Consider the following 13,230-nt stretch of genomic DNA (forward strand, 5'->3'; position numbering starts at 1 on the left):
TGCGACGATATTGATTAAGACGAGACGTTAAACATTATGTACCACGTTATCTGCGCTACCACTAATCCCGCCAAAATTCAGGCGATTCTGCAGGCATTTAACGAGATATTTACACCAGGATCCTGCCACATCACCTCGGTGGACGTCGAGAGCGGCGTGCCGGAACAGCCCCTTGGAAGTCATGAAACGCGGCAAGGCGCACGCAATCGCGTGGTCAATGCCCGCGCGCTGTGCCCGGATGCCGATTTCTGGGTGGCGATTGAAGCCGGTATTGATGATGACAGCACCTTCAGCTGGGTGGTCATTGAAAATGCGCAACAGCGCGGCGAAGCGCGATCCGCCACGTTGCCCCTTCCCGCCGCGATCCTCGAAAAAGTCCGCGCGGGCCAGGCGCTCGGCCCGGTGATGTCGGCGTATACCGGAATCAATGAAATAGGCCGTAAAGAGGGGGCGATTGGCGTGTTTACCGCCGGTGCGCTGACCCGCAGCAGCGTTTACCATCAGGCGGTGGTGCTGGCGCTCTCACCGTTTCACAACGCCGTTTACCGCTGAGTTTTCAGCAGGATCTCTTCAAGCCAGGCGCGTAATTCCACCGGGGCAGACTTCAGGCTGTTAGAGCCGCGCGTGATCGTGGCGATCCCCGCCCCCAGCTCGCTTTTCAGTTCACGCTGGCTCATCTCGCCGCGCAGCAGTTCTTCAATAATACGCACGCGTGTCCCCAGCGCCGTCCGTTCGTCCGGCGTCAGGAGCAGGGTTAATAAAGGAAGATGAAGCTGGTTGTCAAAGGACTGCTTCAGGAGATCCACAAAGCGTAGCCATTCCTGTTGGCTCTGTTCATCCTGCGCCGCGGACCAGGGTGATTGTTGAGTCATGTTATGCCGCCCTACCTTCATACTATTTAACTAGTACAGCAGCATAACATATTGCTCATCATCAGTAACGACGTTGCCACTCATTCTGCGTCATCAGAACCGGTTTATCGCCCATGAAATAACGGTAGTAGGCGTCATAGGCCAGCACGTTTTTCACATAGCCGCGGGTTTCTGAGAACGGAATGCTCTCGACAAACGCCACCGCGTCGATCCTGCCCGCGCTGTTGCCCAGCCACGTGCGTACCCGTCCCGGCCCGGCGTTATACGCTGCCGAGGCGAAAATACGGTTATCACCAAACTGCTGATACACCGACTCCAGATACTGCGTACCGATATTGATATTGGTTTCCGGATCGAGCAGCTGATTCACGCCGCTGTAGCCCGGAATACCAAACTTCTGCACGGTATGAGCAGCGGTGGCGGGCATGATTTGCATCAGCCCCGACGCGCCGACCGGCGAGCGCACTTTCGGGTTCCAGGCGCTCTCCTGGCGGGCAATCGCCATGGCATAGCTTTGCGATATGTCTTTGCCGCTGATGTAGCGCTTAAACAGGTTTTCATAGGCCAGCGGGAAACGCTCTTCGAGATGATCCCACAGCTTACCGGCGATAGTGGCCTGCACGCTGAGATCCCACCAGTCGCGGTCAAACGCATAGCGAGCCAGCGCCGCCTGTTCCTGGCTGGGGCGGCTGGCGATCAGGTTCGCCCATTCGCTGCGCGCAGTGTTATCCAGCCCCCAGTACATCAGCTCGCGCACTCTCGCCATCTCTGCGCCCTGAAACAGCGCGGCATCGCCTTTCGGGGCTTTATCTACTCGCAGCGGATAATCTTCATTTAAACGCTGGGCTGCCACCATCGGGTAAAAGCCGCGTTGCTGCATCAGCGAGCGCAGGATTTCATTCGCCTCTTCAGTACGGCCACGTTCAAGCAATAAATCCGCCTGCCAGTAGCGCCATTCGTCTTTCTCTTTGGCTTCCATCGGCAGCCGCGCCAGCCAGGTGTTCAGCCCGACGCGATCGCCGGTACCCAGCGCGATGCGGATCCGCCGTTCAATCAGCGATGTGGATCCCGAACGCATGATCGCATCGTCGCGCCAGCGGGCCTGATCGCTGGTAATGTCGTTGCCCATCAGACGCCACGCCACCAGATCTCTTAACTCCTGGGCCTGGGCATCGTTAAGCTGCTGCGCCTGCACCAGCGAAGGGATCATCAACCGGGCATTTTCCGCATCCTGGCGCGCCACGCTGGCAAAAGCCACCGCCGCCATCTGGCGAGTGAAATCGGTCGAACCGACGCTGCGGGCAAAGGTCAGCACGCTATTAGGATCGTTCACCAGGCTCACCAGGGCGCTGGAAATCGTCTGGTAATCCGCTGGCATTTGCGATGCCAGATTGGTCACGAGGCGCGTATTGCCCTCTTTCATCGCCAGCCGGATACGTTCAAGGTACGCGAGCGGATCCTGCTGACCGGAACTACGCCAGGCGGAAAACAGCCGGTCGCAGGCCGACGGCAAATTCTTACCGGTCAGCCAGATCTCTTTTGCCCCGCTGTACACGGTAACGGTGTCGCCAGTATTCCACTTTGCGTAGTAATAGTTACATTTCGCTTCCGTGGCGGAAGGCACCTGGGGGCTGAACGCCAGCAGTCCGCGCCAGTCCTCCCGGCGCGCCAGTTCGTTGACAAAACGGTTAGTCAGGGTTCTGGCGGGCGGTAGCGTCGGGTTGGCGCGCACAAACTGCGTGACGGCCAACGCCGGTTGATTCATGAGATCGTCAGTTAACTGGCGGTATTGCAAATAAGGGTAGAGCGGATACTCGGTCAGGGTGGGCATCAGTTGCGCCACGGTATCCATCTGGCGGTTATCCCACGCCTGCTTAACCTGCGCATAGCGGCTGCGCTGCTCTTCCAGCGAATCAGCCCATACCGCCTGGCTGATGGTCATCAGACACACGCCCGCAGTCAGCACTCGCCAGGCGGTCTGTTTAGCTTTCATCACTCGACATCCCTCATGATGGATTAACGGCTACGGCATCATGCCGCTGTAATACGATACTTTATGCTAACCAGGGGTTTGCGGTTGCGCCACGTCGCGGACACTTTTTTACGTTAAAGCAGGCTGCGGGCGAGCTAACACTCCGCGCCCACGATGCTGGGATTACCCAGGGAAAAAGGCTACACTTCGCCACTAATCACATCACCAATGAATATAAAGAGGCGAAGTCGCAACGTGGCTCAATTCGTTTATACCATGCATCGTGTCGGCAAAGTGGTTCCGCCGAAACGCCATATTCTTAAAAACATCTCTCTGAGCTTTTTCCCCGGGGCGAAAATCGGGGTGCTGGGCCTGAACGGTGCCGGTAAATCCACCCTGCTGCGCATCATGGCGGGCATTGATACCGATATCGAAGGCGAAGCGCGTCCGCAGCCTGGCATCAAGATCGGCTATCTGCCCCAGGAGCCGCAGCTCAACACCGAACACACCGTGCGTGAATCCGTGGAAGAAGCGGTTTCCGAAGTGGTTAACGCGCTGAAAGGCCTCGACGAAGTGTATGCCAAATACGCGGAGCCGGACGCCGACTTCGATAAACTGGCCGCACTGCAGGGCAAGTTTGAAGAGATCATCCAGGCCCATGACGGCCACAACCTGAACATCCAGCTGGAGCGCGCCGCCGATGCGCTGCGTCTGCCGGACTGGGATGCCAAAATTGGCAACCTGTCCGGTGGTGAACGCCGCCGCGTCGCGCTGTGCCGCCTGCTGCTGGAAAAACCAGACATGCTGCTGCTCGACGAACCGACTAACCACCTGGATGCTGAATCCGTGGCCTGGCTTGAGCGCTTCCTGCACGACTTCGAGGGTACCGTGGTGGCAATCACCCACGACCGTTACTTCCTCGATAACGTTGCCGGTTGGATCCTGGAGCTGGACCGTGGCGAAGGCATTCCGTGGGAAGGCAACTACTCCTCCTGGCTGGAGCAGAAAGATCAGCGCCTGGCGCAGGAAGCCTCTCAGGAAGCGGCACGCCGTAAGTCCATTGAGAAAGAGCTGGAGTGGGTGCGTCAGGGCGCGAAAGGCCGTCAGTCCAAGGGCAAAGCCCGTCTGGCGCGTTTTGAAGAGCTTAACAACGCCGAATACCAGAAACGTAACGAAACCAACGAACTGTTTATTCCACCGGGAGCGCGTCTGGGGGATAAAGTGGTTGAAGTCACTAATCTGCGTAAATCCTATGGCGATCGCGTGCTGATCGACGATCTGACCTTCTCGGTGCCGAAAGGCGCGATTGTCGGCATCATCGGCCCGAACGGCGCGGGTAAATCCACCCTGTTCCGCATGATGTCAGGCCAGGAACAGCCGGACAGCGGCACCATCACCCTGGGTGAAACCGTGAAGCTGGCGTCCGTGGATCAGTTCCGCGACAGCATGGATAACAGCAAAACCGTGTGGGAAGAAGTCTCCGGCGGGCTGGATATCATGCGTATCGGCAACACCGAAATGCCAAGCCGCGCCTACGTGGGCCGCTTTAACTTTAAAGGCGTCGACCAGGGCAAACGCGTGGGCGAACTGTCCGGCGGCGAGCGCGGTCGTCTGCACCTGGCGAAGCTGCTACAGGTAGGCGGCAACGTGCTGCTGCTCGATGAACCGACCAACGACCTGGATATCGAAACCCTGCGCGCGCTGGAAAACGCCCTGCTGGAATTCCCGGGCTGCGCCATGGTTATCTCGCACGACCGTTGGTTCCTTGACCGTATCGCGACCCATATTCTGGATTACCAGGATGAAGGCAAAGTGGAATTCTTCGAAGGTAACTTCACCGAATACGAAGAGTACAAAAAACGCACCCTTGGCGCCGACGCGCTGGAGCCGAAGCGTATTAAGTACAAACGTATCACTAAGTAATGCCAGCGGCCCTCTCTGAGGGCCGTTTTTTTATTGCCGCCGCTGATGGCTATCCGTATACGAATCCTTTATTTCTGAATACTGCGTCGCGAACGCGATATAACAAGCCAGCGCTGGCGAGTTCAGCTTGCGGCTTGGGTAAACCAGATAGAGGTCATTACCTTCAGGCTTCCAGTCCGTCAGAACGCGGGATAACTCGCCGCTTGCCAACGCCGCTTCCACCAGAAAGGAGGGTAATAAGGTTATGCCTGCCCCCTGCTGGGCGCATTCGCGCGCATAGAGCAAATTGTCCGTGGTATGCAATCGCGGCAGGTCGCAACGATGATACGCCTCGCCCTTTTGCAGTACCCATTCGCTCCAGGCGCGATGCACAATGCACTGATGCTCCGGCAACTGGCTGGGGTGTTCAATCGCTTGATGACTATGCAGATAGTCCCGTGAAGCAACCAGCACGCGCGGGCTGTGGCCTATCATCCGTCCAATCAATGAAGAATCCTGCGGTTTACCGGTACGCAGCGCCACGTCATACCCCGCGTCGACCAAATCCACCACCTCATCAGAGATAGACACTTCCAGCACCACGTCCGGAAAACTGCGCTGAAACTGGGTATTCATTCGCGCCAGTAGCGTCGCGCCAATGCCTGCCGGACAGGTGATGCGCAACCGGCCGCTGGGGTTATCGCGCAGCCGTTGCAGCGCATATTCGGCGCGTTCCGAGGCATCGAGCATTTCCCGGCAGTGAACCAGATAGCGCTCGCCGGCAAACGTCAGGTTGATTTTACGGGTAGTGCGATTAAGCAACCGCAATCCCACCTGCTGTTCCAGCTGGCTGATGCGCTGGCTGACGCTGGATTTGGGTAGCCCTGCTTGCAGAGCCGCGGCGGTAAAACTCCCCCGCTCCGCCACCAGCGCAAACAGCGCCATATCCTGAAGTTGTTTAAACATGATTGTTCATCTCAAACGAACACAGCGTTAGTGATTGTCCATCTTATCATTCTTATTTCCGTAGCCTAGACTGTTCCACATCATCACCTTTCAAACCCGATACGCGGAGCGCACCATGTCAGTGAAAGCCATTGCCGTTAACCCACAGGATCCTGCCAGCTTTATTGAAATCCATTCTGAAATGCCGCAGCCTGGCGAGTATGACTTGCTGGTTGAGGTCAAAGCCGTGTCGATTAACCCGGTCGATACCAAAGTTCACCAGGGGATCCAGAAGAAAGGCTTACAGGAGCCGCGCGTTTTAGGCTGGGATGCCAGCGGGATTGTGAAATCCGTCGGCAGTAAAGTGACCGGCTTTAAGGCAGGTGACGAAGTTTATTACGCAGGGGATATCACCCGTCCGGGCAGCAACACCACGCATCAACTGATCGATGCGCGCATCGTCGGCCATAAGCCGAAAAGCCTCGACTGGGCAGCGGCGGCGGCTATCCCGTTAACGGCGTTGACGGCCTGGGAAGGATTGTTCGAGCGTCTGAACATTCAGGATGCGGGCGAAGAGAAAACGCTGCTGATTATTGGCGGCGCAGGCGGCGTTGGTTCGCTGGCCATTCCATTCGCGAAGCACAACAGCAAAGTAAAAGTGATCGCCACCGCCTCGCGGGAAGATTCCGCACAGTGGTGCCGGGACCGCGGCGCGGATCTGGTTGTGAGCTATAAAGATCTGCCGGGCGAACTGGCGAAGCACGAGATCAAATTCGTTGATTACATCTTTATTCTGAACGATACCGACGGCCACTGGCCTGCCGTCACCCAGCTGATTGCGCCGCAGGGCCACATCTGCACCATCGTAGAAAACACCCAGCCGCTGAGCCATGACGTGCTGAAATCCAAATCTGCCGCCCTGCACTGGGAGTTTATGTACACCCGCAGCATGTATCAAACTGCCGATATGGCGCGTCAGGGCGAGATCCTCGATCATGTTGCCACACTGGTAGATGACGGCGTGGTGGAAAGCGCGCTTAGCGAGACGCTGCATGGCCTGAGCGTGGAAAGCGTCCGCGAAGCCCACCAGAAAGTGCTGGCCGGGCATATGCGCGGGAAAGTGGTGATTGCGTTTTAATTTTATGAGGTCCGCCCGTCATACGGGCGGGCCATTCCATGGTATCACGACGCCGACGCCTGCCTTTTTTCCAGCCCTGGCGCGCGCCACAGCGATGTCGTCAGTCCGCTGTCCACCAGCCCTAGCTGGTCCGCATACACCGCCTGCCATTTCTGCATCATCTCGTCATAAAGCTCGCGATGCGCGGGATTCGGGGTGAATTCCCGTTGCCAGCTCACCAGTTTTTCCCCGGCGCTGGCCATATCTGAATACAGCCCTACCCCTGCGCCCGCTGCGATGGCACAGCCCAGCGCGGTGGCTTCTTTGACTTCCGGAACGCGCACCGGCAGCCCGGTGACGTCGCTTAAAATCTGGCTCCATAGCGCGCCTTTCGAGCCGCCGCCCGCAAACACCAGCCCGTCGAATTTTACTCCGGAGAAACTGGAAATCTGCGCCAGGTTGCAGGCCGAGACAATCGCGGCATTCTCTTCCAGTGCCCTGAATAGCGTGGCCTTATTACATTTATCGGCATCGATAGAGAGGTTAATAAACGACGGGGCCGCGTGATACCACTTATTAAAGTGCATGGCATCAGAGAAAATCGGCATGACGCCGTGAGAACCCGCCGGCACCTGGCTTGCCATCTGTTCCAGCAGCGCATAGGTGTCTGTGCCGAGCCGCTCGGCGATCAGTTTCTCTTCGGCGCAGAACGCGTCGCGGAACCAGCGCATCGTCAAACCGGTGAAAAAGCTGATCGACTCCGCCTGCACCATGCCGGGGATAACGTGCGGGTTTACGCGGATGTTCATTTGCGGATCGGTGCGTACCGCCGGGAGATTCACGACCTGCTGCCAGAAAGTGCCGCCCAGCACCGCCGTTTGCCCGGCGCGTACCACGCCAAGCCCGAGACAGCCCAGTTGCACATCGCCGCCGCCCATCACCACCGGCGTCCCTTCGCGTAATCCGCACTGCGCCGCCGCATCTGCCGTCACCGCGCCGAGCACCGTACCGGTCTCTTTCACCGGCGAGAGGATATCCGCGCGCAACCCGGCCATATCTAACAGCGCAGGCCGCCAGTCGCGGGTATGCAAATCCAGCATCCCGGTAGTGCCCGCGTTGGACGGGTCCACCGCCAGCTCGCCGGACAGCTTCGCCGCCAGCCAGTCGCTGATCATGGTGATGGTCGCCGCCTGGCGATAAATATCCGGACGATGGTGAGCCAACCACAGCAGGCGCGGCATGGCGCTCAGCGCCAGAGTCTGTCCGGAAACGTGGTACACCTCGGATTCAAACTGGTAGTCGTGGATCTCTTTGAGTTCGGAGACTTCATGGCTGGCGCGGGCATCAACGTTAGCGCAGGCCCAGATCGGATCGCCGTTGCGATCGTACAGCACGATCCCTTCGCGCATTGAGCAGCAGGCGACGCTGGCGATATCGCTGGCGGTTAAGCCCGCTTTCACCAGCGCTTCCTTAATGCAGCGGCAGGTTAACTGCCAGTTGGTGGTGAGATCGAACTCCATCGAGCCGGGGACATCCGCCACGCTCTGGTGGGTCCATTCCGCCTGACCTGCGGCAATCTGGCGTCCTGCTAAATCAAAGATAACGGCACGGACACTGCCTGTTCCGGCGTCTAACGCTAAAAGGTAACTCATCGGCTTGCCTCGCTCTGTTAGGGTTCGCGAAGCAAGCTCCGGATTATCCCGCCAGAGCCAGCACCGCGCGCGCTGTCGCTTCTTCTGTTACCAGGCCGTTGATACGGCGGCCGCACAGGGCGGCATAAATGGCGTCGGCTTTCTCTTCTCCGCCCGCCACGCCCACGATGGTGGGCAACTGGGCCAGCTCATTCAGGGAGATGCCCAGCAGCTCGCGGTGGATCGGCAGATCGTCAACCTGTTCGCCGTCGGCCTGCAGGAAATAACCGAGAATGTCGCCTACCGCGCCTTTACGGGCGTACATCAACTGCTCGCCTTCGCTGATATAACCGGAGCGCAGGATCGTCGCATCGCGTTTCTGGCTCACCGACCCGATGCCCACCACCGCCACGTCGGCGGCGCTGGCGGCCAGCAGCACATCGCGCACGCTGGATTCGCGCTTTAAAATCTCCGCCACTTCCGGCGACGACACCCGCAGCGGCGCGGGAATAATGCTGACGCTACAGGCTGCATCAAGCTGGCCGATGCCGGTCATATATGGCCCTACCCCGCCCGACAGCGTCACCAGTCGGATCTGCTGGGAACTGATAAACCCGCTTAAGTGTTGCAAGCAGCTCATGGTGGCTTCGCCAAATCCCACCGCCAGCAGTTGCCCCGGCTCCAGCACGCCCATCAGCGACTGCGCCGCGCCAATCCCCAGCCGTGTGTTCATCGGCGGCGTGTTCAGCGCCGGCAGCACTCGCGCCAGCCGTAACCCGAAACGCTGTGCCAGCGCGGTTTCCAGTGCCAGGCAGCCTTCGTACCGCGAGTTGATTTGCACCCGGATCACCCCCGACTGGCGGCCTTTCTCTAACAGGCGTGAAATCTTCAGTCGCGGCAACCCCAGCCGTTCGCCGATATCGTTTTGAGTCAACCCGTCGTGGTAGTAGCACCACGCCACCCGTGCCAGTAGCTCTTCTTCGGCCATTGCGATACCGGCATACCGTCCCTCATCGCTTCGTTTTTCGCTCATAAGCTGAACTCTTATTGAAATTTAGATCATGTGTTCGATCCTGCCTGGTCTGAAACTGTGAGATGCCCGGCAAAAAGATCATTTTTTATTCCGTTTAGCTGTGCGACCAGATTATGCCTGAAAATGTGATCCCTGCACGGTTGTAAATATAGTTCACCGTCTACGCTTTTTGAACATTGTAGATTTAAAAAATCATTTGTTCATTTTTCGGAGTGGCGATGACGAATCCAGACCCGTTACTGAATGTGCAGGCGATAAGTAAACAGTTCTCCGGGGTGAGCGTACTGAAGTCGATTGATTTCACGCTGCTTTCCGGGCAGGTGCATGCCCTGATGGGCGGTAACGGCGCGGGCAAGTCGACGCTGATGAAAATTGTCGCGGGCGTAGAAACCGCTGACAGCGGCGTGATACTGATTGAAGGGCAGCCGTTTACCCGGCTTTCGCCACAACAGGCACACGGCCTGGGGATCTATCTGGTGCCGCAGGAGCCGATGCTGTTCCCCAACCTCACCGTGCAGGAAAACATTCTGTTCCGCCTGCCGAACGATAAAAAGATTGCGCAGCAGCTGTCAGAAAAACTGGCCCAGCTCGATTGCCATCTCAATTTACAGGCGTCCGCCAGCACGCTGGAAGTGGCGGATCAGCAGATGGTGGAGATCCTGCGCGGCCTGATGCGCAACGCCAAAATTTTGATTCTTGATGAACCGACCGCTTCGCTGACGCCAGGGGAAACCGATCGGTTATTCCGCCAGATCCGCGCGCTGCAATCCGCGGGCGTGGGGATCATTTTTATCTCCCATAAATTGCCGGAAATTCGCGCCATCGCCAGCCATGTCTCGGTAATGCGCGACGGCGCTGTGGTGCTGAGCGGCGAAACCGCGCAACTCACCGACAGCGAACTGATCCACGCCATGACCCCGGTGAGCCGGGAGCGCAGCCTGAGCGACACCCAAAAGCTGTGGCTGGCGCTGCCGGGCAACCGCCGCACCCAGCCGCAGGACTTCCCGGTGCTGCGGGTGGATGAACTGACCGGCGAGGGCTTTCTCGATCTCAGTTTTGAAGTGCGCGCCGGAGAGATTGTCGGGCTGGCGGGCCTGGTGGGTTCCGGACGCACCGAACTGGCGGAGACATTATACGGCCTGCGTCCGGCGCGCGGCGGGCGCGTCTGGCTGGAAAATCATGACATCACCTCTACGCCGATCCGCGCGCGTCTCGAACGCGGGCTGGTGTACCTGCCGGAAGATCGCCAGGTCTCCGGACTGTTTCTCGATGCCCCCATCCGCTGGAACACCGTGGCGCTCAACGAGCCGTCGCTGTGGCAACAGCCGAAGCGTGAGGACGCAGTGGTCGAGCGCTATCACCGGGCGCTGGGCATCAAACTCAATCATCCGAACCAAATTGTGCGCACCCTCTCCGGCGGCAATCAGCAAAAAGTGCTGCTGGCGCGCTGCCTGGAAGCCAATCCGCTGCTGCTGATTATTGATGAGCCGACCCGTGGCGTGGATGTCTCCGCCCGCGCCGATATCTATCAGCTGATCAAAAGCGTGGCGGCGCAAAACGTGGCGGTGCTGATGATCTCCTCTGACGTGGACGAATTTCCGGGGCTGGCGGACCGGGTGCTGGTGATGCACCAGGGGGAACTCAGCGGGGAACTGGCGCGCGACGCTATTTCGCCTGACCGGATGATGAAACTGGCCTTTGGAGGACAACGTCCGTGAAGATGCTGCTGCGTAACCGTGAACTGACCGCGTTTCTGGCCATTGTGGCGCTGTTCGGCGTGCTGGTGGGCCTGAATCACAGCTATTTCAGCGCCCAGACGCTGGCGATGATTTTTTCCAGCTCGCAGATTTTGATCCTGCTGGCAATGGGCGCGGCGATGGTGATGCTGACGCGCAATATTGACGTGTCGGTGGGGTCGACGGTCGGCTTGTGCGCGATTGCCGTCGGCGTGGCGCTGAATCAGGGCTACAGCCTGCCGCTGGCGATGGGCTTCGCGTTTGCCATCGGCGCGCTGTGCGGGTTTTTCAACGGCGTGCTGGTGGTGTGGCTGCGCATCCCGGCGATTGTCGCCACCCTCGGCACACTGGGACTGTACCGCGGCGCAATGCTGCTGTGGACCGACGGAAAATGGATCGAAGGATTACCGCAGAGCCTGAAAGCACTGTCGGAACCGGTATTTATCGGCGTCTCCCCGTTCGGCTTCGCGGTGCTGGCGCTGGTGGCGTTGGGCAGCGTGATCCTGGCGCGCACCGCCTTTGGCCGCGACTTCTACGCGGTAGGCGATAACCTCGCCGCCGCGCGCAAGCTGGGCGTGGCAGTGAATCGCACCCGGCTACTGGCCTTTACCTTTAACGGCCTGCTGGCGGCCCTCGGCGGCATTCTGTTCGCCTCGCAAATCGGCTTTGTGCCTAATCAGACCGGCAGCGGGCTGGAGATGAAAGCCATCGCCGCCTGCGTGCTGGGCGGGATCTCCCTGCTCGGCGGCACCGGCACGCTGATCGGCGCGTTCCTCGGCGCGTTCTTTTTAACCCAAATCGACACCGTTCTGGTGCTGTTCAAACTGCCCGCCTGGTGGAACGACTTTATCGCCGGGCTGGTGCTGCTGGGCGTACTGGTGCTCGACGGACGGCTACGCCAGGCGCTGACCCGCCACCAGCGCGCGCTGAAATACAGCCGCTTTGTTCCGGGGGCGTCGGGGCGGAAAAACGTCGCGCCATTTCCCGGTCGCAAAAACAAAAAAGAGGTGGCGTAAATGAAAGTGAACTGGGAACTGGCGCTGCTGGCGTTGCTGGTACTGGAAATCCTGCTGTTCGGCGCACTGAACCCGCGCATGCTCGACGTGAATATGCTGCTGTTCAGCACCAGCGACTTTATCTGCATCGGCATCGTGGCCTTGCCGCTGACGCTGGTGATCATCAGCGGCGGGATCGATATTTCCCTCGGCTCGACCATCGGGCTGTGCGCCATCGCGCTGGGCGTGCTGATGCAGTCCGGCGTGCCGATGGGCGTGGCGATTGTATTAACCCTGGCGCTCGGGCTGGCCTGCGGCTTCCTCAATGCGGCATTGATTCACTACACCGGCATTAGCCCGCTGGTGATCACCCTCGGCACGCTTTACCTCTACGGCGGCGGCGCGCTGCTGCTTTCCGGAATGGCGGGCGCGACGGGCTATGAAGGCATCGGCGGCTTCCCGGACAGCTTCACCGCGTTTGCCAATGCCACGCTGCTCGGCCTGCCGGTGCCGCTGGTAATGTTCTTCGTCATCACGCTGTTTTTCTGGGTGCTGGCACACCAGGCGCGTTTTGGCCGCCACCTGTTTTTACTCGGGCAAAATGCCCGCGCCGCCCGCTACGCGGCGCTGCCGGTCAACGGCATGCTTTACGGCGTTTACGGGCTGGTAGGGCTGGCGTCGGCCATCGCGGCGGTGATTCTGGTTTCTTACTTCGGTTCAGCCCGTTCGGATTTGGGGCGCGATTTGCTGATGCCCGCGCTGACGGCGGCGGTGCTGGGCGGTGCCAATATTTACGGCGGTTCAGGTTCTGTGGTGGGTACGGCGCTGGCGGCGTTGCTGGTGGGGTATTTGCAGCAGGGGTTACAGATGGTCGGGATACCCAATCAGGTATCGAGCGCGTTGTCCGGTGCGTTGTTGATTGTGGTGGTGATTGGTCGTTCGGTGAGTTTGCATCGCGAAACCCTGCGTGCGGCATGGCGCCGCGTTCAGATTCGCCGCGGTGCCATAAAACAATCAGGAGCTTAAG

At 59.1% G+C, this 13,230-nt stretch carries 11 protein-coding genes; 6 read left to right on the plus strand and 5 right to left on the minus strand.

The window, feature by feature from the left end:
* The first annotated feature begins 36 nt into the window (after window positions 1–36).
* The gene (yjjX, locus tag FND52_RS11185; protein WP_125293094.1) at window positions 37–552 is read left to right on the plus strand and encodes an inosine/xanthosine triphosphatase; all 516 of its coding nucleotides are present in this window, start codon (window positions 37–39) and stop codon (window positions 550–552) included.
* Here yjjX and trpR read toward each other — a convergent pair.
* Together trpR and sltY are read right to left on the minus strand one after the other, a co-directional pair.
* Complete coding sequence (gene trpR / locus FND52_RS11190; RefSeq protein ID WP_125293093.1) at window positions 543–872, minus strand: trp operon repressor; 330 nt, start codon at window positions 870–872, stop codon at window positions 543–545. The genes yjjX and trpR overlap by 10 nt on opposite strands.
* A 61-nt stretch (window positions 873–933) precedes the next feature.
* The gene (gene sltY / locus FND52_RS11195) at window positions 934–2,868 is read right to left on the minus strand and encodes a murein transglycosylase (protein ID WP_144130832.1); all 1,935 of its coding nucleotides are present in this window, start codon (window positions 2,866–2,868) and stop codon (window positions 934–936) included.
* A 231-nt stretch (window positions 2,869–3,099) separates the two neighbouring features.
* Here sltY and ettA point away from each other — a divergent pair, with 231 nt between their 5' ends.
* Window positions 3,100–4,767, plus strand: coding sequence for an energy-dependent translational throttle protein EttA (gene ettA, locus FND52_RS11200; protein ID WP_125293091.1), 1,668 nt, complete (start codon window positions 3,100–3,102; stop codon window positions 4,765–4,767).
* 30 nt (window positions 4,768–4,797) lie between these two features.
* On the opposite strand, the gene FND52_RS11205 is transcribed toward ettA, so the two are convergent.
* On the minus strand, window positions 4,798–5,712 hold the full coding sequence (locus FND52_RS11205; RefSeq protein ID WP_144130834.1) for a LysR family transcriptional regulator: 915 nt from the start codon (window positions 5,710–5,712) through the stop codon (window positions 4,798–4,800).
* A gap of 115 nt (window positions 5,713–5,827) precedes the next feature.
* Between FND52_RS11205 and FND52_RS11210 the strand changes: the two genes are divergently transcribed.
* The gene (locus FND52_RS11210; protein WP_144130836.1) at window positions 5,828–6,829 is read left to right on the plus strand and encodes a zinc-binding alcohol dehydrogenase family protein; all 1,002 of its coding nucleotides are present in this window, start codon (window positions 5,828–5,830) and stop codon (window positions 6,827–6,829) included.
* A 44-nt stretch (window positions 6,830–6,873) separates the two neighbouring features.
* On the opposite strand, the gene lsrK is transcribed toward FND52_RS11210, so the two are convergent.
* Both lsrK and lsrR read right to left on the minus strand, forming a co-directional pair.
* The gene (lsrK, locus tag FND52_RS11215; protein ID WP_125293088.1) at window positions 6,874–8,460 is read right to left on the minus strand and encodes an autoinducer-2 kinase; all 1,587 of its coding nucleotides are present in this window, start codon (window positions 8,458–8,460) and stop codon (window positions 6,874–6,876) included.
* A 43-nt stretch (window positions 8,461–8,503) separates the two neighbouring features.
* Window positions 8,504–9,472, minus strand: coding sequence for a transcriptional regulator LsrR (gene lsrR, locus FND52_RS11220; protein WP_125293087.1), 969 nt, complete (start codon window positions 9,470–9,472; stop codon window positions 8,504–8,506).
* A 218-nt stretch (window positions 9,473–9,690) separates the two neighbouring features.
* On the opposite strand from lsrR, the gene lsrA reads away from it, so the two are divergent.
* The 3 genes from lsrA to lsrD are packed head-to-tail and all read left to right on the plus strand — an operon-like array spanning window position 9,691 to window position 13,229.
* Window positions 9,691–11,190 (plus strand): autoinducer 2 ABC transporter ATP-binding protein LsrA, encoded by a 1,500-nt coding sequence (gene lsrA, locus FND52_RS11225; protein ID WP_144130838.1) that lies wholly within the window; start codon window positions 9,691–9,693, stop codon window positions 11,188–11,190.
* The gene (gene lsrC, locus FND52_RS11230; RefSeq protein WP_144130840.1) at window positions 11,187–12,224 is read left to right on the plus strand and encodes an autoinducer 2 ABC transporter permease LsrC; all 1,038 of its coding nucleotides are present in this window, start codon (window positions 11,187–11,189) and stop codon (window positions 12,222–12,224) included. Before lsrA ends, lsrC begins: the two co-directional genes overlap by 4 nt.
* Entirely contained in the window at window positions 12,225–13,229 is a 1,005-nt protein-coding gene (gene lsrD, locus FND52_RS11235; RefSeq protein WP_144130842.1) for an autoinducer 2 ABC transporter permease LsrD, read from the plus strand.
* Window position 13,230: the final 1 nt, after the last annotated feature.

Origin of the sequence: Atlantibacter subterraneus (assembly GCF_007570865.1) — a bacterium.
Lineage (GTDB): Bacteria > Pseudomonadota > Gammaproteobacteria > Enterobacterales > Enterobacteriaceae > Atlantibacter > Atlantibacter subterraneus.

Coding starts and splice junctions, on each gene's coding strand:
- yjjX (WP_125293094.1), top strand. CDS start 37: ATGTACCACGTTATCTGCGCTACCACTAATCCCGCCAAAATTCAGGCG.
- trpR (WP_125293093.1), bottom strand. CDS start 872: ATGACTCAACAATCACCCTGGTCCGCGGCGCAGGATGAACAGAGCCAA.
- FND52_RS11205 (WP_144130834.1), bottom strand. CDS start 5,712: ATGTTTAAACAACTTCAGGATATGGCGCTGTTTGCGCTGGTGGCGGAG.
- FND52_RS11210 (WP_144130836.1), top strand. CDS start 5,828: ATGTCAGTGAAAGCCATTGCCGTTAACCCACAGGATCCTGCCAGCTTT.
- lsrK (WP_125293088.1), bottom strand. CDS start 8,460: ATGAGTTACCTTTTAGCGTTAGACGCCGGAACAGGCAGTGTCCGTGCC.
- lsrR (WP_125293087.1), bottom strand. CDS start 9,472: ATGAGCGAAAAACGAAGCGATGAGGGACGGTATGCCGGTATCGCAATG.
- lsrA (WP_144130838.1), top strand. CDS start 9,691: ATGACGAATCCAGACCCGTTACTGAATGTGCAGGCGATAAGTAAACAG.
- lsrD (WP_144130842.1), top strand. CDS start 12,225: ATGAAAGTGAACTGGGAACTGGCGCTGCTGGCGTTGCTGGTACTGGAA.